Below are 20,638 nucleotides of genomic sequence, written 5' to 3'. Positions count from 1 at the left end.
CCGTCATCGCGTGCTGCCCCTGATGCGCGGCACAGCGAGCCCTTCCTTCCCGCCTCTCCTCCAGGGGTTCCTGCGCCATCCCTCTTCCACGAACGTGATTTCCGTCTGCTCCGGGCAGGTCAGAGCGCCTCGCAGTGCGGGGAGCAGGCCGGTCTCGTCGTCCTGCCGCTGATCGCCGTGCTGACGCTCGATGCCGGGAACGGTCGACTCGGGGTCTTCGACGTCGCGTATCAGGCCTGACTCGTACGGCTGGTGAGACGCGATCAGCTGGCTCAGGGAAACAGTGCGCTGGAGGGCAGCAGGTCGGCGGCGCGGGTCGGGGGCGGTCGTGGGGTCGCCGCTGTCGGCGTGGCTGCCGGGAAGGGGCCGGGAAAGGTCGGGTACGGCAGGGTGCTGGTGTGCTCGGCCGCGCTCGCCGACGGGGTGATGCTCTGTGTGCCCGCGCTGTACGGTTCCTCGGCCGTCACCGTCGCCTTGCTGATGGGCATCAACTTCGTGTTCGGCGCCTTCGGCCAGACGGTCAACTTCGTCGGCATGGGGCTGACTCCGCTCGGTTCGCTGCCCGGGGCTTTCCTCGCGGACGCGTGAGGGCTGCGCGTCGGGCTGGCGGCGACCGCGGCCGGGCTCGCGCTGTCCCCCGTGGTCATGGCCTGCTCCCCTCTGGCCCGTCTGGTGAGACGGCTACCACCGGCCTGACGTGGACGTTTATCGGCCACACGTGCGCCTCACGACGTACGACACGCCACACTTGTCACTCCCGTTCGGGCCGTGAAAGGACCACCCCATGACAGAACCCAGCTCCTCGGCGGAGGCGGAGGCGGAGGCGGAGGCGGAGAGGGACGCGGAGACAGCGCCTGGGACGGAGAGGGAACCCGAGCCGTCCGCGCCCGGCGGCCCCGGCCGTCGCAGAGTGCTCGCGTACCTCCTCGCCGCCCCGACCCTCGCCGTCGGCGTCCGCTTCGGCGCGGACACGGTCGCCGGGCAGGAGGCCGAGGCCGCCGTGCCCTCGCCGCCGCAGCCGGAGAACCTCTTCGACCTCGGCGATCTGCAGAACCTGGTCGCCGCGCCGACCTCCGGGCTGATCACGATCCAGGTGCACACCGACGGCACCGCCTCGTTCGCGGTGCCCCGCGCGGAGGTGGGCCAGGGCATGACCACCGCCGTCGCCATGATGATCGCCGAGGAGATGGACCTGCCCTTGGAGAAGGTACGGGTCGATCTCGCCGACGCCCGGCCCGAGTTGCTGATGAACCAGTTCACCGGCGGCTCCAACTCGATGCGCAGCATGTATCTGCCGGTGCGCACCGCGGCGGCCGTCGCACGGCACCGCCTGCTCGCGACGGCGGCGGCGCAGTGGGGTGTCGCGGCGTCCGAACTCACCGCCGAGGACGGCGTGATCAGGCACGGGTCCGCGCGCAGCGCCACGTACGGCTCGCTCGCCGAGAAGGCCGCGAGCGCCAAGGTCCGCGCGGCCTCGGCGCCCCTCAAGTCCCGCGAGGACTTCACGGTCCTCGGCACGCCGCGCAACCGCATCGACGCGCTGGAGATCGTCACCGGCCGCAAGAAGTTCGGTATGGACCACGACGTGCCCGACGCCAAGCCGACGATGGTGCGCCGCCCGCCGACCATCAACGGCACGGTGAAGGCCGTCCACAACGCCGACGCGGTCCTGAAGATGCCCGGCATCACCGATGTCGCGACCATCGAGCACGGTGTGGCCGTGCGCGGCGAGACGTTCGGTCAATGCATCGACGCACTGCGGGCGTTGGAGGTGACCTGGGGCCGGGGCACCGTGGACAAGGAGTCGGACGACAGCGTCCTGCGCAAGATCAAGGCGGCGGCGCTGCCGATGGTCGTGCCGCCCCTGCTCACCAAGAAGTTCGACGCCGAGTTCACCTTCGCGTTCGCCAGCAACAGCCCGCTGGAGCCGGACAACGCCATCGCTGACGTCCGCGCCGACCGTGCCGAGATCTGGTCGAGCCTCAAGGTGCCGATCGTGGCACAGCAGGACATCGCCGCCCGCCTGGGCCTGCCCCACAAGGCGGTGACCGTGCACGTGGTGGAGGGCGGCGGCTCCTTCGGCCGGCACCTCTTCCACGACGTGGCCGCCGAGGCCGCGGAGATCTCGCAGAAGATGGGCAAGCCGGTCAAGCTGTCCTGGTCGCGCACGGACAACTTCCGTCAGGGGCGCACGCATCCGATGTGCGTCTCGCGGATCCGCGCCACGTACGGACTCGGCAACGTTCTCAGCTACGAGCAGCGGCACACCGGCTCGCAGACCGACTTCGGCCACGGACTCGGCGAGATGATCACGTCGGCGGCGGCGAAGCTGCCCGTCGCGGGCAATCTGACGTTCGCCGAGACGATCTTCCAGCTGACGCAGTCCACGCCGTACAACTTCGGTGTCACCACGCAGCTGCTCAACGAGGTGCCGCTGAAGTTCAACACGGGCAGCATGCGCAACATCTACTCGCCGAACGTGGCCTGCGCCCGAGAGCTGGTGGTGGACCAGCTCGCCGCGAAGATGGGCAAGGACCCGGTCGAGTTCCGCCGCTCGTTCCTCAAGGACAAGCGGCTGCGCGCCGTCCTGGACAGGGCGGTCGAGGAAGGCGAGTGGGGCAAGAAGCTGCCCGCGGGAATGGCGCAGGGCATCGGCCTGCACGCGGAGTACCGGGGCGCGGTCGCCACGCTCGTCGAGATCGACTGCCGCCCCGAGACCGTCAACCGGAAGATCCGTGACGCGGTGACGGGGCCGCGCGTCACCAAGGCGCTGATCGTCGTCGACGCGGGATTCGCCATCAACCCCCGCGGTCTGGAGGCCCAGATGATGGGCGGCTTCAACGACGCGCTCGCCATGGCCCTCACCTCCAGCCTGCACATCGAGGACGGCCTCCCGCTGGAGGGCAGCTGGGACAACTACTTCTATACGAGGCAGTGGAACACGCCGCTGGAGCTGCGGGTGGTCGTCATGCCCAGCAAGAGCGAAAAACCGGCCGGAGCGGGCGAGTTGGGGGTGGCGCCGGCATTCGCCGCCATCGCCTGCGCGTACGCGCGCGCCACCGGCACCCTGCCGACGAGCTTCCCGATCAACCACGGCACGATCAGCTTCGACCCGCTCCCCCGCGAGCCCTCCACGCCCCAGTCCCCCACCGACGGTCTCGACCGCGCCTTCTGAGGAGCCGAACCCTCCATGGCAAGCCACACCTTCAAGCTCAACGGCGAGCGCATCACCGTCGAGGCCGAGGACGACGTACGCCTCCTGTGGGTCCTGCGCGACCTCCTGGGCGTCACGGGCCCCAAGTACGGCTGCGGCCTCGGCGTCTGCCAGGCGTGTACGTCGCACATCAACGGCAAGGCGTTCAACCCGTGTTCGGTCCCGGTGGCCAAGATCGCGCCGGGCGACGAGATCACCACGATCGAGGGCCTGCCCGCCACGGTCGGCAAGGACCTCCACCCCATGCAGGAGGCCTGGCTCGACCTGGACGTGGCCCAGTGCGGCTACTGCCAGCCGGGCCAGATCATGACGGCGGTCGCCAAGGTCCGCCAGGCGGCGGCCGAGGGCCGTGAGATCACGGACGCCGACCTGGACGAGATCCGCAACATCTGCCGGTGCGGGACGTACAACCGGATTCGGGATGCGATCAGGGCGGGGGCGAAGAAGATGTGACCCGGCGGGCCGTGCTCACAACGGCCCGCCCCCGAGAAGCTGTCCCCCGTCCACGACCAGCGTCTCGCCCGTGATCCAGCGCGCCCCGTCCCCCGCGAGGAACGCCACCGCCTCCGCCAGGTCCTCCGGTTCGCCGATGCGGCCCAAGGGGGTGGCCGCGGCGACGCGTTGTTCGTTCTCCTGCCAGAGTGCCTCGGCGAGCTTCGTGCGGACGACGCCGGGGGCGATGGCGTTCACCCGGATCTTCGGCCCCAGTTCCAGGGCGAGTTGCTTGGTCAGGTGGATGAGTGCGGCCTTGGAGACGTGGTAGATGCCGACGTCCTGGGCCACCGAAAGGCCGCCGATCGAGGCGGTGTTGACGATGGCGCCGCCGTGTTCGCCCATCCACGCCTTCACCGCCAGCGACGTCCACAGGATCGGTGCCCACAGGTTGACGTCCATCGTCTTGGCGAAGCGCGCGTGGTCCTGGTCGACGACCGGGCCGTACGCCGGGTTCGTACCGGCGTTGTTGACCAGGATGTCGAGGCCGCCGTACGTCGCGACGACGTGGTCGACGCAGGCGCGGGCGGCGGCCTCGTCGGTGGCGTGGGCTCCGAAGCCCGCGACGCCCGCGCCCAGTTCGGCGGCCGCCTCCTTGGCGCGTTCCTCGCTGCGCGAGGTCACCACGACCTGTGCGCCGCGGTCGCGCAGGGCCGCGGCCGCCGCGAGCCCGATGCCCCGGGACGCGCCCGTGACGACGGCGACCTTGCCGTCCAGCGGGGCGCTCATCGCGCGGCCCGCTCGGTCTCGCGGCGGCGCAGCTCGCGCAGGGCGATGGTGCGCTTGTGCACCTCGTCGGGGCCGTCGGCCAGACGCAGGGTGCGCAGGTGGGCGTACATGGAAGCCAGCGGGAAGTCGTCGCTGACGCCCGCGCCGCCGTGCACCTGGATCGCGCGGTCGATGACCTTGAGCGCGGCCTGTGGCGCGGCGACCTTGATCGCGGCGATCTCCGTACGGGCCTCCTTGTTGCCGACGGTGTCCATCAGGTGCGCGGCCTTGAGGGTCAGCAGGCGCGCCATGTCGATCTCGATGCGGGACTCGGCGATCCAGTCCTGGATGTTGGACCGGTCCGCCAGGGGCGCGCCGAAGGTGGTGCGCGACTGTGCGCGGTCGATCAGCAGGTCCAGGGCGCGTTCCGCCATGCCGATCGTGCGCATGCAGTGGTGGATGCGGCCGGGGCCGAGCCTCGCCTGGCTGATCATGAAGCCGTCGCCCTCGCCCGCGAGGAGGGCGGTGCGCGGGACGCGTACGTCTTCGAAGAGGACCTCGGCATGGCCCTCGCGGTCCTGGTAGCCGAAGACGGGCAGGCCGCGCAGGACCGTGACGCCCGGCGTTTCGAGCGGGACGACCATCATGCTCTGCTGGCGGTGGCTCGGCCCGTCCGGGTCGGTCTTGCCCATGACGATGAGCACCTTGCAGTTCTTGTGCAGGGCGTTGGAGGTCCACCACTTGCGGCCGTTGAGGACGTAGTCGTCGCCGTCGGGCACCATCCGCATCTCGATGTTGCGGGCGTCGGAGCTGGCGACCGCGGGCTCGGTCATCGCGAACGCGGAGGCGATCTCACCGGCCAGCAGCGGCCCCAGCCACTTCTCCTTGTGCTCCTCGGTGCCGAAGAGCGTGAGGACCTCCATGTTGCCGGTGTCCGGCGCGTTGCAGTTGGTGGCCTCGGGGGCGAGGTGCGCGCTGCGGCCCATGATCTCGGCCAGCGGCGCGTACTCCAGGTTGGTCAGGCCCGGTCCCCACTCCGGGTGCGGGTGGAAGAGGTTCCACAGGCCCTGCTTCTTCGCCTCGGCCTTGAGCTCCTCCAGGACCGGCGGGTGGAAGTGCGGATCGCCCGACTCCGCCATCTGCGCCTCGTACACCTCCTCGGCGGGGTAGATGTGCTCGTCCATGTAGGCGAGCAGCCTCTCCTGGTACTCCTTGGCCCTGTCGGTCACGTCGAACACAGGTCGTCCTCCCACGGTCTTGGTCCGGAGTCCGGGTTTCACGTCTTGGCCCGGGGTCTGGGTCTCACGCGCCGGGCGTCGGCGCCAGGAGGCGCGCCAGCTCCGCGGCCGTCGTGGCCGCGTCAAGGTGCACGACTCCGGCGATGCCCAGCCGCTCGGCCGCCGCGATGTTCTGGCGCAGGTCGTCCACCATGACGGTGTCCTCGGGCCGTGCGCCGAGGCGCTCGCACGCGATCTCGTACGCGCGGCGCGACGGCTTGCGCACGCCGATCTCCCCTGACACCGTCACGGCGTCGAACATCGCGGGCAGGTCGAAGCCCGCGTAACAGTTGTCGCCAAGGGAGTTGGAGAGCAGCCCCACGCGATGCCCGTCGGCCCGCACCTTCGCCACGAGGGCGATCGATTCGGGGTCCTGGCGCAGCTTGCCCTGCAGGCGGTCCACCAGGCCGGGGCCCTCGATCGCCACTCCGTGCGCCCTCAGCCGCGCCGCGAAGCCGTCCTCGAACTGCCGCTCCCCGATGCGCCCTTCCTCGTGCGCCACGAGCAGCGCGGCGCTCTCCTCGTCCTTCGAGAGAAGCCGCAGCAACAGCCTGGGTTCCGCGCTCAGTTCGGCGCCGAGCTCCTCGAAGGCGGCGACCACACTCGTGGTCAGCACCCCGCCGAAGTCGAACAGGACCGCGCTGCGCGTACGCGTCTCAGTCATCGCCTGACACCTTCACTCGCCTCGGGGACTTCACTCGCCTCGGGTCCCGTCAACATAATTGAATCCGGATTCAGGTTCAAGGGTTTGCACTCCGCCCTGCATGCTGTCACCGAGGGGGCCCTGTACATTTGAACCCAACGTCAAGTTCAGTACCTTGAAGCAACCTCCAAAACAACCTCTGACACGGCCTCCAACACGGCCTCCGCCAGCGCGAGTTCCCCGCACCCCACCTGCGGATCACAGGAGTTCTGCCCATGACCACACACATCCCGATCGCCGAGTGGAACCGCGTCGCGACGCGCGATGTCGCGACGAACGGCATCACGCTCCGCGTCTTCGACCACGGCGACGAACGGCCGGGCAGGCCCCCGGTCGTGCTGTGCCACGGCTTCCCCGAGCTGGCGTTCTCCTGGCGGCACCAGCTCTTCGCGCTGGCGAAGTCGGGGTATCGCGTCCTGGTCCCCGACATGCGGGGCTACGGCGGGAGTTCACGTCCGGCCGACCCCGACGCGTACGACATCCTGACGCTCTGCGGTGATCTGGCCGGGCTCCTCGACGCCGTGGGTGCGGACGACGCCGTCTTCGTCGGGCACGACTGGGGCGCCGCCGTGGTGTGGCAGATGGCCCTGGCCCATCCGGAGCGGGTACGCGCGGTGGCCGGGATGAGCGTGCCGGTCACGCCGCGGGCCCCTGCGCCGCCGCTGCCGATTCTGCGGGGGCGCCTGGGCGACGACTTCTACATGGTGTGGTTCCAGGAGCCCGGCGTCGCCGAGGCCGCCCTGAGCAGGAACGTCCGCAGGACCATCGTCACCAGGGAGATGTTCACCGCCACCTGGCCCGAGCACGACGACGAGCAGTTGACGCTCCCTCCGTGGCTGGACGAGGACGAACTGGCTCATTACGTCGACACGTTCGAGGAGACGGGCTTCGGCGGAGGCCTCAACTACTACCGCAACCTGGACCGCAACTGGACGCTCACCGAGCACCTCGCCGACCGCGTCGTCACCCAGCCCTCGCTGTATCTCACCGGTTCAAGGGACCCCGTCGGGCAGTTCATGCCGGCGAAGGACCTCGACCGGATGCTCACCGACCCGCGCGGCCACGTCGTGCTCGACGGCGCGGGCCACTGGGTCCAGCAGCAGCGTGCCGACGAGGTGAACGCCGCTCTCCTGAAGTTCCTCTCCGAGGTCGGCTGATAACATCCGCTGCCACCGGTGACGTACAGTTCGAACGACAGCGAATGGATCGCAGTGGCTGCCCAGGCCCCGGCCGCAGACGGCGGCCAGAAGCAACCGATCACACCCCGCAGCGCGCGCGGCGTCAGGACCCGCAACGCCCTGATCGCGGCCGCCCGTGAGGTCTTCGAGCGCGACGGGTATCTGGACGCCCGCATCACGGACATCTCCAAGGCGGCCCATGTCGCCTCCGGGTCCTTTTACACGTACTTCAACAGCAAGGAAGAGATCTTCCAGGCGCTCGTCGAGCAGGTGCAGGAGGAGATGCTCCACCCGCACCTGCGCGAGCGCACCGGCATCACCGACCCGCGCGAGCTGATCGACGCCTCCAACCGCGAGTATCTGCGCGCGTACAAGAAGAACGCCCGCCTCATGGCGCTCTTCGAGCAAGTCGCCCAGATCGACGAGCAGTTCATGGCGCTGCGCATCGAGCGCGGCAACGCCTTCGCCCGGCGCAACGCCAAGCTGATCCGCACGCTGCAGGAGAGCGGCAGGGCCGACACGAGCCTGGATCCCCTGGTGACCGCGCACGCCCTGTCCGTGATGGTCAGCCGCATGGCGTACATGGTGTTCGTGCTCGGCCAGCGCGTTCCGTACGAGCGGCTCGTCACGACGCTCAACAGGATCTGGGAGAACGGGCTTCAGCTCAAGGATCCGGACGTCGAGGACTGATCCCGGGCGCGCAGGGCCCGGGTCCGTAGCGCGATCAGCGCGTCCAGGCGGAACATCGGGTCCGAAAGCCCCTTGCCGAAGAGGTCGTTGAGTCGGCGCAGGCGGTTGCGGGCCGTCTGCGGGTGGATGCCCAGCGCGGACGCCACCTCGGGAGCGGTGCGCCCCGCGGACATGAGCAGGGCGTCGAGCGTGTCCGCCAGGCGTTCCGCCTTGCCCTCCGGGAGGGCGCGCAACGGGGCGAGGGACTGCTCGGCGAGGAGTTCGCCCACGTGCGCGCTGCCCAGCAGGTGCAGTTCGCCCAGATGGTCCGCCGCCGTGACCGGCGCCCCGGTGTCCGTGGCGGCTGCCGGGCCCGGCAGCCGGTGCAGGGCGAGGCGGGCGCAGTACAGCGAGACCCACGCCTTTCTCCGGCGGGACGGCCGGGCCGATGACCGCGCCGCGGCCGTGCAGGACCGCGCGCAGCTGCCGCAGCCGGAGCTCGCCGCCGGACGCGGGGACGACCAGGTGGAGTTCGCCGCCGCGGGACGTGGTGAGGACGTCGCCGTCCAGGCCCGGCAGTTCCGGGTACACCTCCGCCGGGGAACGCAGGGCGACGCAGGCGAGCGTGGCGGGAAGCGGCCACTCGGCGCGGCGCGCGAGGTGGGTCAGGGGTTCGCCGCTCGGGTCGGGCCGCCGTTCGACGAGGCGGCCCGCGAGCGTGCGGCGGTTGCGCTGCACCTCGTCGCCGGAGCGGGCCCGTGCCTCCTCGAAGCCCTTGGCCGACTCCTTGGCCATGGCGTGCACGTGGGTGAGTACGGCCTCGCTCAGGGGGACGGCGATGTCGCCGGGCAGGCCCGCGTTCCGTGCGGCGGCGACATAGCCGCGGCAGGCCGCGCGCGCCCCGATGAGGTAGGCGGCGTGCAGGTCGTCCAGGCCGCGCCCGCTGAGGAACTCCAGCCTGCCGAGCCGCCGGAAGCCGGGCGCGTAGTGGTCCTGCGGGGCGTCCGGGTCCTCGACGAGCTCGGCGAACTGGGTGGCGGCCAGGCGCACGGCCACCGTGAGGTCCCGCCCGACCGCGGATCCTGCCGGGTGCCGGTAGCCGTGGATCTCCCGGTGGATGGCCTGCACCATGTCGGTGGTCGACTCCTCGATCCGGGAGCGCAGGACCGGGGCGAGGGCAGCGGGCAGCTCCTTCCACGGCGCCCTCGGCAGAGGAAGGTCGGCAGCTGTCAACTCTGGCTTTTTTCCCAGCAGTTACCGGTGAGTGTGCGGAGGCGGAGTGTAATCCGCGTGACATTCTCCGGACCCGCGCGCCCCGTACATCTGGCGCGTACCGCTCGGTCGCACGCACGCTTACGAGCCGCCGGGTCCCTGCCCCGGACCAGAGCCGCTCGCCGCTGTTGGAGAACGCCCATGACCATCGCACTCGCGCACCGCCACGATCCCGCGCCCCGCCCGCAGGAACTGCGCAGACTCCTCGGCCCGCATCTGCCCGCGGCGGTCGAGGAGATGACGTCCGAGGTCGCGGCCCGACTGCTGCACTACACCGACGCGGTCAGCTGACCGACGGGGCGCTCCCGAGCGCCGAGGACCGCCTGGAGACGATGCTGGTCCTGACGTGGCTGCTCTACGAGGCGTGACGTCCGTTTCGCGGCTCAGGAGAGCAGCGGCTTCACGTGGTCCGTGACGAAGCGGACGAACCCCTCGGGGTCCGGTTCGTCGGCCGTGGGCTGCAGGACGACCGTGTCGGCCCCCGCCTCGGCGAGCCGCCGCACGGCCTTGGCCACGTCCTCGGCGTCTCCGGCGGCCCCGAGGCCGGGGACGTCGCCCCGGCCGTCGTTCCTGATCTCGGCGCGCAGCCGCTCCGCCGCGTCGGGGCCGGTCGCGGCGTGCAGGTAGACCACGACGGGGTGCGCACCGGTGCGCCCTGCCGACTTCCGTCCCTCGTCGATGAGTTGACGGGACTTGCGTACCCCTTCCACCGGGATGCTCGCGTCCAGGATGGTGCCGTCCGCGGCCTCCCCGGTGAGCCGGACCGAGCGGGGCCCGCGCGCCCCGGCGTAGACCGCGGGGGCCGAGGCGGGCGGCCAGTCGAGAGCGACGTCGTCGAGGTGGACGTACCGTCCCCGGGCCGTGACGCGCTCGCCCGCCAACAGGGCCCGCATGGCGTCGAGATGCTCGCGGAGCAGGGTGAGCGGCGATTCGACGCGTGCGCCCACCTGCCCCATCCAGTCCTGTACGCCGTGCCCGACACCCAGCATGACCCGGCCGGGGAAGAGCCGGTGCAAGGTGGCCGCCTCCATCGTGGTGAGGGCGGCGTTCCGCAGCGGGACGGGCAGCAGCCCGACGCCCACACGCAGCCGCTCCGACCAGGCGAGGGCGGCGGCCGCACTGGCGATGCCGCTCTCCAGGAAGCAGTCCTCCCAGAGCCACAACTCCTCCAGACCCGCGTCCTCCGCCGTGCGCACCATGTCGCGCAGGCGCTCGGGGGGAAGCTGAGGCCGGAACACCACACCGAGAGTCGTCATGGCGCCTTCCTACCTCCTCGTCTCGCGGGCGATCAACCGGAATTCGGCTGCCGCCGACGGGATTCGGCTGTCACGTCCCGCACGTCCTCGCGCCCACGTGGAGGGCGACGGCGGTGTCGGTGCCGAGGGTGACGGTGAACCGCCGTGCGGAATCGACGGTGACGCGCCTGCCGGACTGGACGTCGCAGTAGTCGCCCGGGGGCAGGGAGGTCTGGAAGGTGCGGGTCAGCGACGATCCTTCGTGGTTGATCGCGACGTACGCCTTGTCACCGCGCCCGAAGGCGATCCGGTTGCCGCCGTCGTCCCACCAGTCGGTGACGCCCTGGCCGCGTGCGGCGTTGCGGAAGGCGACCATGCGGGAGATCTCGGGCCAGGCGTGCTGGCACTTCCAGCCGTCGGAGTAACAGGCCTTGACCGTACCGCCGTTGGGGGGTCCCGCGTCCCGGTCGGTGAACTCGTAGCCGGAGTGGACGTCGGGCGCCCCGTACGGCCAGGCGAGCATGAAGACGTTGGCGAGTGTGTAGCTGGCGCCGTCCTTGTAGCTGAGGGTGTCGCCGCCGCGCTCGGTGTCGTGGTTGTCGACGAAGACGGCGGACTTGCCCGAGGTCATGTAGCCCCAGCCCTCGCCGTAGTTCTTCAGGTAGGCGAGCTTCTCGCCTGTGAAGACGCGCTTGAGGTCGCGGGCGTAGCGGAACTCCTGCACGTCGCCGTTGCCGAGGTACTCGCTCGGCGAGACGGCCTCGCCCGCGCCGAAGATGGCCTCCTGCTTCCAGTGGACGCCCGGGTCGCTCAGCCGCGACTTGATGGCGGCGAGGTCACCGGCCGGCATGTGCTTGGCGGCGTCGATCCGGAAGCCGTCGACGCCCAGCGAGAGCAGGTCGTCGAGGTAGGCGGCGATGCGGCCGCGCACGTAGTCCTCGCCGGTGTCCAGGTCGGCGAGACCGACCAGTTCGCAGTTCTGTACGTTGCCGCGGTCGCCGTAGTTGTCGATCGGCGACCGGCAGTCGTCCATGTCGGCACCCGAATAGATGCCGGGGTAGTCGTACTTGGTGTACGACGAGCCGCCGGTGCCGGTGCCGGATCCTGCGGACATGTGGTTGATCACCGCGTCCGCTACCACCTTGACGCCGGCGGCGTGGCAGGTGTCGACCATGTTCTTGAAGGCCGCGCGGTCACCGAGCCGTCCCGCGATCTTGTAGCTGACCGGCTGGTACGAGGTCCACCACTGGCCGCCCTGGATGTGCTCCTGGGGCGGTGACACCTGCACGAACCCGTAGCCGGAGGGGCCGAGTCGATCGGTGCACGCCGTGGCCACCGAGTCGAAGCGCCACTCGAAGAGAACCGCGGTGACGTCCTTCTGTCCGGGCGGGGCCGCTTCCGCCGGCGGGGCCGTCGCGAAGAGGCTCCCCAGGACACCCACCGCGAGGGCGAGCGTCGCGGCAACGGGTCTGCGGCTTCTGGTCGTCGGGCCGGGCACGGGGCCTCCAGTGCGGGGAGACGATGAGGGGACATGAAGCTTCTTGCAGATTGAATCTGCAAGAACTTGCGAACCGGGACGGTATGCGCCCCCGGGACCCCGGTCAACCCTTCCCGCACCGCCCCCGTCAGTGCCCCGCCCGCGCCCGGTGCCGGCGCACGGCGTCGCGGTTGGCGCATCGGTGCGAGCAGTATCGGCGGCGGCCCGTGCGGGACGTGTCGGCGAAGATCATGGCGCACTCGGTCACGTCGCACCGCCGCAGCCTGTGCATGCCACGGCCCACCAGGTGGAGTGCGGTGCCGACCGAGAACAGGGAGAACAACAGGGCACCCAGCGGCTGTCGGTCGTCGCGGTAGTGCAGGTGCCAGCCGTCGCCCGCGTGGTCGGTCAGCCGAGGGTAGGCCGCGGCCGCCGCCATCATGCCGTTGATCAGCTGGGCGCGCTCGTGTTCGTCGGTGGCGTCGACGACCTTCTCCCAGTCGTCCAGGGCGGCATGGGTGCGGTCCAGATCGCGCGGTGTGACCGGGCGCTCCAGCGTCAGCCCGGCGGCGCGGCAACGGTCCGCGAGCTCCTCGGCGCTGGTCGGGCGGCGGTTGGCCAGGTCCGCGGCCAGGTTCACGGCATCGCCGCCGTAAGGGTTGAGGTGCATAAGCTCATTACAGCAGGCTGATCGCCATGACACAGCCCACCGGACAGCTCTCCACGCCGTCGACCGCTCAACTCCCCGGCGATTTCCGCGACGTACGCCATGCCACGAACGACGACCTACCGGAGCTGGTGCGTCTACGGGCCCTGCTCTTCGAGGACTTGGGCGGCGACTACTTCAACCCCGCGTCGGCAGGCGACGACTGGAGACACTCCCTCGCCGCGGTCCTCGAGGAGAAGCTCGCGTCGGGCGACGCGCACATCGTGGTGGTGGACGGCGAACACGGCCTCGCCGCCTGTGGCATGGGCACGGTCGAGCAGTGGTTCCCCGGCCCGCACAACCTCAACGGCCGGGTCGGGCATGTGATCGGCGTCGTCACGGACCCCGCGTACCGGCGGCGCGGCCACAGTCGGGCGATCGTGCGGGCACTCCTCGACTGGTTCCGCATACGACAGGTCTCCCGCGTGGATCTGTACGCATCCCACGAGGGTGAACCGCTCTATCGCGACCTGGGGTTCGTCGATCACCCCGACCCCGCGCTGTACTGGCGCCCGTGAGGGGCGACCGGTCGACGTCGACGTCGGCGTCGGCGTCGGCGTCCTTGCCCGAGCCGTCGTCCGGGACCGCGTACCGCTGGGTCGTCCTCGGCATCGCCACCTTCACCCAGGCCGCCGCGGCCTTCTTCGTACAGGGGGTCGGTGCGCTGGGCCTCCACCTCCAGCGCGATCTGCACCTCAGTACGACGCAGCTCGGCCTGCTGCTCTCGGCGGCCCAACTGGTGCCGCTGATCGGGTTGTCGGCGGCCGGTGCGTTGCTCGACCGCCACAGCGAGCGCTGGGTCGTCGGGGCGGGTGCGTGCGTGGTCGGCGCGGGCCTGCTCGTGGGGAGCGCGGCGCCGGGGTACGCCTCCCTGCTCCTGGTGATGCTGGTCGTCGGCGCGGGCTACAGCACCGTCCAGCCCGGCGGAAGCAAGTCGGTGGCGGCGTGGTTCGCCCCGTCCCGGCGAGGCCTCGCCATGGGCATCCGCCAGGCGGGGCTGCCGCTGGGCGCGGCGCTCGCCTCGGCATCGCTGCCGGTCCTCGCGGAGGCGTACGGCCTGCGGTCCGCGCTCGTGGCCGGCGGGCTCGTCGCACTCCTTGGTGCCGGTGTCTTCATGGCCTTCCACCGCAGACCGCCCCACGGCACCACCCGCACCGGCGGCGGGCCGCCCATCCCGCTCACGACGCAGCTCCGCGAGCGGCTGCGGATGCTGCGCGAACCGTCCATGGCGCGGATCATGCTGTCCGGTACGAGCCTGATCTCGGTGCAGTACGGCGTAGGCGTCCTGACCGTGCTGCACCTGCACAGGACGGCGTCCGTGGACGCGGACACGGCGGCCGTCGTCCTGGTGGCCGCGCAGGGTGCGGGGGTGGCGGGGCGGATCTGCCTGGCGGCCTGGAGCGACCGCGCCACCTCGGGGCGCTACGCCTCCGTCAGGGCGTGCCTCGTCGCCGTGACCGCGGGGACGGTCGCGCTGATGACACCCCTGGGCCACTCCCCCACGGCAGCCTGCGTCGTCTTCGTCGGGCTCGGCTTCTTCGGACTCGGCTGGTACGGCCCGTGGGTCGCGTACGTCGCCGAATCGGCCCCGCCGGGCAGGACCGGGTTCGCGCTCGGCCTGGCCATGTCCGTGAACCAGATCGCCATCGTCCTCGCCCCGCCCGCCCTCGGCCTGCTCATCGACCTCACGCACGGTTTCACCCCGGCCTGGGGCGTCCTTTCGGCGCTGACGGCGGCGGCGCTCGTCCTGACGTTAGATCCACGGTCACCAGGGCACCCGGGCTCAGATACGCAAGAACACGCCTCACGTGCACAAGGACGCCCGCAGAAGTACGCGTGACCAACACGCACAGAAGCCCGCGTGAGACCAGCCAGGAAAGGGAGATGACCCCTCTCATGCCCATGCGCATCGCATTTCTCGTGGCGCCCGAGGGCGTCGAGCAGATCGAGCTGACCGATCCCTGTCAGGCCGTGCGCGACGCGGGCGGCGAAGCCGTGCTGGTGTCGACCGAGCCCGGACGAGTTCAGGCCTTCGACCACCTCGACAAGGCGGACACCTTCCCTGTCCAGGAGGTGGTCGACAAGGCCAGGGCGATCGACTTCGACGGGCTCGTGCTGCCCGGCGGCGTCGCCAACCCTGACGTCCTGCGCCTCGACGAGCGGGCCGTGGCCTTCGTGAAGGAGTTCTTCCACCTGGGCCTGCCGGTCGCGGCCATCTGCCACGCCCCGTGGACGCTCATCGAGGCGGACGTGGTGCGGGGACGCGCGCTGACCTCGTGGCCGAGCCTGCGCACGGACATCCGCAACGCGGGCGGCACCTGGGTGGACGAGCAGGTGACGATCTGCGACGGCGGCTCCAACACCCTGATCACCAGCCGGAAGCCGGACGATCTCAAGGCGTTCTGCGAGGTGATCGTCGCGGAGTTCGGCAAGTCGACCGAACGGGCGGCACGGTGACCGCCACGGGGAGCGTGACCCTCGACCTGGTCGAAGCCGCTTCTGTCACATGACATGGCTCCCTGCGGGGGGGGCGCTCCGCATGCCTTCCCCTCGTACTCATCACGTCGGACGCGACAACACCCGAGGTTCGCCGGAGCGCGTATTCGGCCGTGGCGGCCGGGCCGTGTCCGGGGAGGACGCGAGGATCAACACAGGCGCGGGCGACGACCGCATCCGCGTGCTCGCCGGGACCAGCAGGACCGCCCTGGTCGGCGGCGGGCACAAGCCCTACGGCCAGTCGGGAGGGCAGGTACACGACGTGGAGGGGGACGACCACATCGAGATCGAGGCTGCACGCGACCCAGGGCGCGCAGGTAGCGGGCGGCGCAGGTAACGGGCGGCGAAGGCAACGACGTCGTGGCGGTCCGAGGCGGCAGCAGCCTTCCCTCGCTGTTCGAGGGCGTAGTCGCACTCCCGCAGTCGGCGGTCGTGGCTGACGGGAACCGTGGAGTCGGCGAACGCGATCCGTGCGGTGTCCACGGCCCGCTGCAGGTCGGAGGTGACAACCGCGGTGATGCCGTCGTCGCGGCGGCGTTCGCCGAGTTCGCGGGCCTGGCCGCGGCCGGCCGACGAGAGTCGGCCGGGCAGCCACCCGGTGGCGATGCCCGCTTCGTTGTCGGTTGTCGTGGCGTGTGTCTCGTAGACGATCTCGATGGCCACGCGGACCTCCTGCTTCAGGCCGCCTACGCGTCCGGCCCGGAATCGGCATCCGCCATCGCCCGTTCCAGGATCGCCGCCACGACCTCGGACTTGGCGTCGGCGTAGTTCTGCATGTACTCCCAGGACTGCTGGGACAGCGACCGCTTGGCGTCGGCGTAGAGCTCGCGGTCGACGGTGTCCGTGCGCAGCCGGTCGCGGAAGCGCAGCATGCGGACGACTTCCTCGCAACCCCCGGGCAGGACGTGCAGGTTGACCGATTCGCCGCTCGGGGCGAGGTCGTGCTTGCGCAGGACGCGGTGCTCGTACCATTCGGGCTCACGGATGACGAGCGTGAAGCCGAGGTCCTCCAGGGGCGGTACGTAGCTCGCCTCGTCGCCGGAGTCGGGCACCGTCAGGAGCATGTCGATGACCGGCTTGGCGGGCAGGTCCGGCACGGACGTGGAGCCGACGTGCTCGATCCGGTGGTCGAGGTGGCCGAGCCGCTCGCGCATGAGGGCGGCCTCCCGCTCGAAGAGTGAGGGCCACCGCGGGTCGTACTCCCGCAGCGTGACCTGGCCGTTGAGCTTGGGCGGCGCGACCACGTGGGCCGCCTCGATCTCCTCGGCGGTCATGGGGACGCGCGCGGCTTCCTCTTCGGGGCGTTCGGACATGGGAGCTCCTGTCTGCGGCTGATGGCCATCGTTACACGGCGTACGGGGAGACCGGTCGCTCGAAGAACGTCTCCAGCACCACCGTGGCCTGCGTCCCGCTGACGCCCTCGATGGCGTAGATCCGCCGCAGCGCGTCCTGCAGTTGCTCGGTGGTCGCGGCCCTGACCTTCACCAGCACCGAGGCGCTGCCCGCGATGACGTGCGCCTCCAGGATCTCCGGGAGCGCGGCGACTGAAGGGAAGATCCCTGCCATGACCAGCGAGCGCCCCGCGTTGTACGAGATGCTCGACGACCGGTTCCGCACGGGTCGATGCATGAACGGCGATGGCGAACTGGAGGTCCTGTACACCGGCTGCCGCTGGGCCGAGGGGCCGATCTATCTGCCCGCCTGGCGGCAGTTGATCTGGAGCGACATCCCCAACGACCGGATGCTGCGCTGGGACGAGGAGACCGGCGCTGTCGGGATCTTCCGTCGCTCCGCCGGGCACACCAACGGCAACACCCTCGACCGCGAGGGCCGTCTGATCACCTGCGAACAGGGCAACCGTCGCGTGACCAGGACCGAACACGACGGCACGGTCACGGTGTCGGCCGACCACTGGGAGGGCAAACGCCTGAACAGCCCGAACGACGCGACGGTGAAGTCCGACGGCTCCATCTGGTTCTCCGACCCGGACTTCGGCATCACCAGCGACTACGAGGGCTACCGCGCGGAGAGCGAGATCGGCTCCAACAACGTCTACCGCGTGGACCCGGACACCGGTGAAGTGCGGCTCGTCGCCGACTGCTTCGACGCTCCGAACGGCCTGGTCTTCTCGGCCGACGAGCGGCAACTGTTCGTCTCCGACACCCGCGCCAACCGCGTCCGCGTCTTCGACGTACGCGAGGACGGCACGCTCTTTGACGGCGAGGTCTTCGCCGACGCGGGCGCCCGGCCCGACGCCCGCTCCGACAACCTCCGCTTCGACGACGGCGGCCGCCTCTGGGTCGCCGCCATGAACGACGGCGTGCACTGCTACGCCCCCGACGGCACGTTGATCGGGCGCCTCGGGGTCCCCGAGGCGGTCGCCAACATCTCCTGGGGCGGCGCCAAGCGCAACCGCCTCTTCATCGCCGCCGAGACGAGCCTGTACTCGCTCGTCATGGCCGTCACCGGCGCCCATCCGACCGGGCCGGGGCACCGCCCTTGGAGCATGGCTTGATGTGATGGGCTTCACGCGTGTCGCGCGGGCGCCGCTTAGGAGTTCCCTCCCCCTGAGCCCAGGATGTGCCCATGAACATAGGCATGGACGTGGGCATCGCCCTGCCCCAATACGGCACACACGCACTGCCCCACACGATCGGCGGGTTCGCCAGGGCCGCGGAGGACGCCGGCTTCGACTCGCTCTGGACCGGCGACCGTTCCCTGACCCCCGTCGAACCCAGCGACCTGTATCCGGGCCACTCGCCCGAGAACCCCTATCCGCCCGAATTCAAGACATTCCTCGACCCGCTGACCGTGCTGACCGTCGCCGCGACGGCCACGAGCCGGGCACGCCTCGGCACCAGCACCCTCAACGCCCCCTGGTATCCGCCGATCCTCCTCGCGCGCACCCTCACCTCGCTGGACCAGATCAGCGGCGGCAGGCTCGACGCGGGTCTGGGCATCGGCTGGATGCGCGACGAATACACCGCGATCAACGCCGACTTCGGCAAGCGGGGCGCGCACCTGGACGAGATCCTCGACATCCTCGAAGGCATCTGGACCGAGGAGGAGTTCGGGCACGAGGGCCGGAACTGGACGATCCCCCGTTCGCACGTCGGTCTGCGGCCCGTCCAACAGCCGCGCCCGCCCGTGTACTTGGGCGGGTTCGGCCCTGCCGCGATGCGGCGTGTCGGGCGGCGGGCCGATGGATGGGTCGGTGTCGTCATGCCTCCGCAGGTCCACGCCGGGCTGTGGGACACGGCCCGGCGCGCCGCCGAGGACGCGGGCCGGGATCCCGACGCGCTGCGCCAGTTCCTCCGCTACAACCCGCCGTCGGGAGCCACGGCGGAGCAGATCGCCACGGTCGTCGCGGGGATACGTGACTCCGGCGCGGACGGCGGCTTCATCGATCTCCAGCAGTGCGTGCGCGAGCCGGACGAGGCGCTGGAACTGGGCATCAAGGTTCTCGACCGGCTCCGCTGAATCCAGCCGGACCGCGTCGGCTGACGGACGAACGTGTATTGGCTGACGGACGAACGTGTCGGCCGGCGCACCTACATGTCGACTCGCGGACGGATACGCCAAGTCCCTGCGCTGTTCCGCCTTTCCAGGCGCAGGGACGCGGACGCCGCACGGGTCATCTCATTCGGATCTACGCGCCGGAGACATGGCGAGCCGGTCCGCGGGCAGCAGGTGCGACTCGAAGCTCACCGGATGACCGCCGTACGCGCGGGTGCGTGCCGAAGGCGGTCAAAGGGATACCCGACGTCCCCCTCACGGCCTCATGATGTGCACTAGGCGAAACGGGGGTGCCTTAATGGCTGTTCGCTTCGGTTCAGGACCCGTGCGGCTTCCGGGCTGGGCCTTCACTCTCGCCGGGTTCGTCCTGGTGGTGGGGTTGTTCTTCGGGGTACGGGGGATCGCGTCACCCGACGGCGGGGCGCAGGGCGGTGGGAGCGGCGGTTCCCACGGCGGCGGTACGAGCGCGGGGGCCGGCGGCGGGGACGCGGGCGGTGCGAGTGGGAGCGGAGGCTCGGGCGGCGGCTCGTCGAGCGGTACGTCCAGCGGTACGTCGAACGGGAGTTGGCAGACCGGCGGCGGGGACGGGGAGCCGGGCGGAAACGGGAACGGGAACGGCAACGGGAGCAGTGGGACCGGGAACACCGGGAGCGGCACGTCACCCGGCTGGCTTCCGTGGGGGCCGAGGTCGCCCAACACCGACGAGGAACTCGAACCGGACAGCGCGTACGACCTGCTTCAGCAGGGCGAGTGCCAGGAGGCCTACAACGCCGCCATCGACCCCGCCAAGCAGACCGGCAACCAGGCGTCGCCCGACTCTTGGAAGGTGATCGAGGGCCTGGGCGGCATCTGCAAGGCCGCGCAGGGCGAAAGCGACGGCCTCGGTATCGCGGCGAAGGCCGAGAAGGGTCTGCGCGCCTCCAACTACCAGCCGGGCAGCACGGATCAGCTGTGCAAGGACGGGGAGGCGTACGCGGTGCTGCAGCGCTTCGTCGGCTATTACCGGCAGCACCCCGACGAAAAGGTCGTGCTCCGACCCTCGGCGTCGGGTTCCGAGGCCTGCGAGAACAAGATCACCGCCTCGGACAACAGCTATGCCCCCGGTACGTCGGCCTACTTCTACGGAACGTGGCCGGATCAGCCGGAGACCGTGGAACTGAGCGCGGCGGAGCTGACGGACCCCGTCGTCGTGGAGCCCTTCGGCGACAAGGAGGACAAGGCCAGGTGCTGCAAGGACGCGACGATCTCCATCGACCTGCCGGGGCCTGAGGGCTACGGCGGCCGGCGTCCGACCGTGATCGACGTGACGCTCGTGACGGAGAAGGGCGCCAGGGTCGTCCAGAAGTCCGCGTTCACCCTCGACTGGACCGGCATAGACCCACCGCCCTCACCGGACCCGCCGTCACCGAACCCGCCCTCACCGAACCCGCCCTCACCGGATCCGCCATCGCCGGGCCCTTCGACACCCAGCCCCGTGTCGTCCAGCCCTGAAGCATCCGGTTCCGGTGCATCCATCGCTGCCGTCCCTGCCCCACGCGCCCCATGACCGACCCTCAGCCCACGGGACCGAACCCCGCACCGGGTCCGTCCCCGGCCCCACAACCGCCCCACCCACCGACACGGCCCCCAGCCCCAGCCCCAGAGCCGGAACCGGCACCGACACCGGCCCCTGACCCCGACCCCGACTCCCCACGG

Annotated in this window: 19 protein-coding genes and 3 pseudogenes; 12 read left to right on the top strand and 10 right to left on the bottom strand. The window is 70.6% G+C overall.

Features of this window, described 5'->3' with window-relative positions; translation table 11 throughout:
• Window positions 1-105: 105 nt before the first annotated feature.
• The 3 genes and pseudogenes from AB0B50_RS00910 (at window position 106) to AB0B50_RS00900 (ending at window position 3,667) form a co-directional block, all read left to right on the top strand.
• A pseudogene (locus AB0B50_RS00910) lies at window positions 106-696 on the top strand (hypothetical protein).
• Between the two features lie 88 nt (window positions 697-784).
• Entirely contained in the window at window positions 785-3,175 is a 2,391-nt protein-coding gene (locus tag AB0B50_RS00905; protein ID WP_362323528.1) for a molybdopterin cofactor-binding domain-containing protein, read from the top strand.
• Between the two features lie 15 nt (window positions 3,176-3,190).
• Entirely contained in the window at window positions 3,191-3,667 is a 477-nt protein-coding gene (locus AB0B50_RS00900; protein ID WP_362323526.1) for a (2Fe-2S)-binding protein, read from the top strand.
• A gap of 15 nt (window positions 3,668-3,682) precedes the next feature.
• Here AB0B50_RS00900 and AB0B50_RS00895 read toward each other — a convergent pair whose 3' ends face one another.
• The 3 genes from AB0B50_RS00895 to AB0B50_RS00885 all read right to left on the bottom strand — a co-directional run bounded on the left by AB0B50_RS00895 (window position 3,683) and on the right by AB0B50_RS00885 (window position 6,355).
• Window positions 3,683-4,435, bottom strand: a complete 753-nt coding sequence (locus AB0B50_RS00895) for an SDR family oxidoreductase (protein ID WP_362323523.1) — start codon at window positions 4,433-4,435, stop codon at window positions 3,683-3,685.
• Window positions 4,432-5,598, bottom strand: a complete 1,167-nt coding sequence (locus AB0B50_RS00890; protein WP_362324993.1) for an acyl-CoA dehydrogenase family protein — start codon at window positions 5,596-5,598, stop codon at window positions 4,432-4,434. Before AB0B50_RS00890 ends, AB0B50_RS00895 begins: the two co-directional genes overlap by 4 nt.
• Before the next feature lie 118 nt (window positions 5,599-5,716).
• Window positions 5,717-6,355 carry an HAD family phosphatase gene (locus AB0B50_RS00885; RefSeq protein ID WP_362323521.1) on the bottom strand — a complete coding sequence of 213 codons (639 nt, stop codon included), beginning with the start codon at window positions 6,353-6,355 and terminating at the stop codon, window positions 5,717-5,719.
• A gap of 254 nt (window positions 6,356-6,609) precedes the next feature.
• Between AB0B50_RS00885 and AB0B50_RS00880 the strand changes: the two genes are divergently transcribed.
• A complete protein-coding gene (locus AB0B50_RS00880) occupies window positions 6,610-7,551 on the top strand; it encodes an alpha/beta hydrolase (RefSeq protein ID WP_362323519.1) in 942 nt (313 codons plus the stop codon).
• 18 nt (window positions 7,552-7,569) lie between these two features.
• Window positions 7,570-8,262 (top strand): TetR/AcrR family transcriptional regulator, encoded by a 693-nt coding sequence (locus AB0B50_RS00875; protein ID WP_362323517.1) that lies wholly within the window; start codon window positions 7,570-7,572, stop codon window positions 8,260-8,262.
• On the opposite strand, the gene AB0B50_RS00870 is transcribed toward AB0B50_RS00875, so the two are convergent.
• On the bottom strand, window positions 8,232-8,531 hold the full coding sequence (locus AB0B50_RS00870) for a helix-turn-helix domain-containing protein (protein ID WP_362323514.1): 300 nt from the start codon (window positions 8,529-8,531) through the stop codon (window positions 8,232-8,234). The two genes, AB0B50_RS00875 and AB0B50_RS00870, sit on opposite strands and share 31 nt — an antisense overlap.
• Window positions 8,532-9,654: 1,123 nt before the next feature.
• Between AB0B50_RS00870 and AB0B50_RS00865 the strand changes: the two genes are divergently transcribed.
• Complete coding sequence (locus tag AB0B50_RS00865) at window positions 9,655-9,804, top strand: hypothetical protein (protein ID WP_362323512.1); 150 nt, start codon at window positions 9,655-9,657, stop codon at window positions 9,802-9,804.
• A gap of 92 nt (window positions 9,805-9,896) precedes the next feature.
• On the opposite strand, the gene AB0B50_RS00860 is transcribed toward AB0B50_RS00865, so the two are convergent.
• The 3 genes and pseudogenes from AB0B50_RS00860 to AB0B50_RS00850 form a co-directional block, all read right to left on the bottom strand.
• Window positions 9,897-10,769, bottom strand: a complete 873-nt coding sequence (locus tag AB0B50_RS00860) for an LLM class flavin-dependent oxidoreductase (RefSeq protein ID WP_362323509.1) — start codon at window positions 10,767-10,769, stop codon at window positions 9,897-9,899.
• A 79-nt stretch (window positions 10,770-10,848) separates the two neighbouring features.
• Window positions 10,849-12,246, bottom strand: a pseudogene (locus tag AB0B50_RS00855) (alpha-amylase family protein); the annotation flags it as partial.
• A gap of 127 nt (window positions 12,247-12,373) precedes the next feature.
• Window positions 12,374-12,895, bottom strand: a complete 522-nt coding sequence (locus tag AB0B50_RS00850) for a CGNR zinc finger domain-containing protein (RefSeq protein WP_362323507.1) — start codon at window positions 12,893-12,895, stop codon at window positions 12,374-12,376.
• 26 nt (window positions 12,896-12,921) lie between these two features.
• Here AB0B50_RS00850 and AB0B50_RS00845 point away from each other — a divergent pair, with 26 nt between their 5' ends.
• From AB0B50_RS00845 to AB0B50_RS00835, 3 genes are all read left to right on the top strand, one after another.
• Entirely contained in the window at window positions 12,922-13,449 is a 528-nt protein-coding gene (locus AB0B50_RS00845; protein ID WP_362323505.1) for a GNAT family N-acetyltransferase, read from the top strand.
• Window positions 13,446-14,771: an MFS transporter gene (locus AB0B50_RS00840; RefSeq protein ID WP_362323503.1), complete on the top strand. Its 1,326-nt coding sequence runs from the start codon at window positions 13,446-13,448 to the stop codon at window positions 14,769-14,771. The genes AB0B50_RS00845 and AB0B50_RS00840 overlap by 4 nt, the downstream gene beginning before the upstream one ends.
• 62 nt (window positions 14,772-14,833) lie before the next feature.
• Window positions 14,834-15,388, top strand: a complete 555-nt coding sequence (locus AB0B50_RS00835; protein WP_362324990.1) for a type 1 glutamine amidotransferase domain-containing protein — start codon at window positions 14,834-14,836, stop codon at window positions 15,386-15,388.
• 270 nt (window positions 15,389-15,658) lie between these two features.
• On the opposite strand, the gene AB0B50_RS00830 is transcribed toward AB0B50_RS00835, so the two are convergent.
• The 3 genes and pseudogenes from AB0B50_RS00830 to AB0B50_RS00820 form a co-directional block, all read right to left on the bottom strand.
• Window positions 15,659-16,090 (bottom strand): histidine phosphatase family protein, encoded by a 432-nt coding sequence (locus tag AB0B50_RS00830; protein WP_362323500.1) that lies wholly within the window; start codon window positions 16,088-16,090, stop codon window positions 15,659-15,661.
• Window positions 16,091-16,113: 23 nt separating this feature from the next.
• Window positions 16,114-16,740, bottom strand: coding sequence for a GrpB family protein (locus AB0B50_RS00825; protein ID WP_362323498.1), 627 nt, complete (start codon window positions 16,738-16,740; stop codon window positions 16,114-16,116).
• 31 nt (window positions 16,741-16,771) lie between these two features.
• Window positions 16,772-16,969 (bottom strand): annotated as a pseudogene (locus AB0B50_RS00820) (Lrp/AsnC ligand binding domain-containing protein); the annotation flags it as partial.
• 22 nt (window positions 16,970-16,991) lie between these two features.
• Between AB0B50_RS00820 and AB0B50_RS00815 the strand changes: the two are divergent.
• From AB0B50_RS00815 to AB0B50_RS00805, 3 genes are all read left to right on the top strand, one after another.
• On the top strand, window positions 16,992-17,942 hold the full coding sequence (locus AB0B50_RS00815) for an SMP-30/gluconolactonase/LRE family protein (protein ID WP_362323495.1): 951 nt from the start codon (window positions 16,992-16,994) through the stop codon (window positions 17,940-17,942).
• Between the two features lie 71 nt (window positions 17,943-18,013).
• Window positions 18,014-18,907 (top strand): TIGR03619 family F420-dependent LLM class oxidoreductase, encoded by an 894-nt coding sequence (locus AB0B50_RS00810; protein WP_362323493.1) that lies wholly within the window; start codon window positions 18,014-18,016, stop codon window positions 18,905-18,907.
• A 334-nt stretch (window positions 18,908-19,241) separates the two neighbouring features.
• On the top strand, window positions 19,242-20,489 hold the full coding sequence (locus AB0B50_RS00805; protein ID WP_362323490.1) for a hypothetical protein: 1,248 nt from the start codon (window positions 19,242-19,244) through the stop codon (window positions 20,487-20,489).
• Window positions 20,490-20,638: the final 149 nt, after the last annotated feature.

This window comes from Streptomyces sp. NPDC041068 (genome assembly GCF_040647455.1).
Taxonomy (GTDB): Bacteria; Actinomycetota; Actinomycetes; order Streptomycetales; family Streptomycetaceae; genus Streptomyces.
Note: the sequence above shows the minus strand (reverse complement) of the source record. Positions and strands in the feature narration are given on the sequence as shown.

Coding starts and splice junctions, on each gene's coding strand:
- AB0B50_RS00905 (WP_362323528.1), top strand. CDS start 785: ATGACAGAACCCAGCTCCTCGGCGGAGGCGGAGGCGGAGGCGGAGGCG.
- AB0B50_RS00900 (WP_362323526.1), top strand. CDS start 3,191: ATGGCAAGCCACACCTTCAAGCTCAACGGCGAGCGCATCACCGTCGAG.
- AB0B50_RS00895 (WP_362323523.1), bottom strand. CDS start 4,435: ATGAGCGCCCCGCTGGACGGCAAGGTCGCCGTCGTCACGGGCGCGTCC.
- AB0B50_RS00890 (WP_362324993.1), bottom strand. CDS start 5,598: ATGGACGAGCACATCTACCCCGCCGAGGAGGTGTACGAGGCGCAGATG.
- AB0B50_RS00885 (WP_362323521.1), bottom strand. CDS start 6,355: ATGACTGAGACGCGTACGCGCAGCGCGGTCCTGTTCGACTTCGGCGGG.
- AB0B50_RS00880 (WP_362323519.1), top strand. CDS start 6,610: ATGACCACACACATCCCGATCGCCGAGTGGAACCGCGTCGCGACGCGC.
- AB0B50_RS00865 (WP_362323512.1), top strand. CDS start 9,655: ATGACCATCGCACTCGCGCACCGCCACGATCCCGCGCCCCGCCCGCAG.
- AB0B50_RS00860 (WP_362323509.1), bottom strand. CDS start 10,769: ATGACGACTCTCGGTGTGGTGTTCCGGCCTCAGCTTCCCCCCGAGCGC.
- AB0B50_RS00850 (WP_362323507.1), bottom strand. CDS start 12,895: ATGCACCTCAACCCTTACGGCGGCGATGCCGTGAACCTGGCCGCGGAC.
- AB0B50_RS00845 (WP_362323505.1), top strand. CDS start 12,922: ATGACACAGCCCACCGGACAGCTCTCCACGCCGTCGACCGCTCAACTC.
- AB0B50_RS00835 (WP_362324990.1), top strand. CDS start 14,834: ATGCGCATCGCATTTCTCGTGGCGCCCGAGGGCGTCGAGCAGATCGAG.
- AB0B50_RS00825 (WP_362323498.1), bottom strand. CDS start 16,740: ATGTCCGAACGCCCCGAAGAGGAAGCCGCGCGCGTCCCCATGACCGCC.
- AB0B50_RS00815 (WP_362323495.1), top strand. CDS start 16,992: ATGACCAGCGAGCGCCCCGCGTTGTACGAGATGCTCGACGACCGGTTC.
- AB0B50_RS00810 (WP_362323493.1), top strand. CDS start 18,014: ATGAACATAGGCATGGACGTGGGCATCGCCCTGCCCCAATACGGCACA.
- AB0B50_RS00805 (WP_362323490.1), top strand. CDS start 19,242: ATGGCTGTTCGCTTCGGTTCAGGACCCGTGCGGCTTCCGGGCTGGGCC.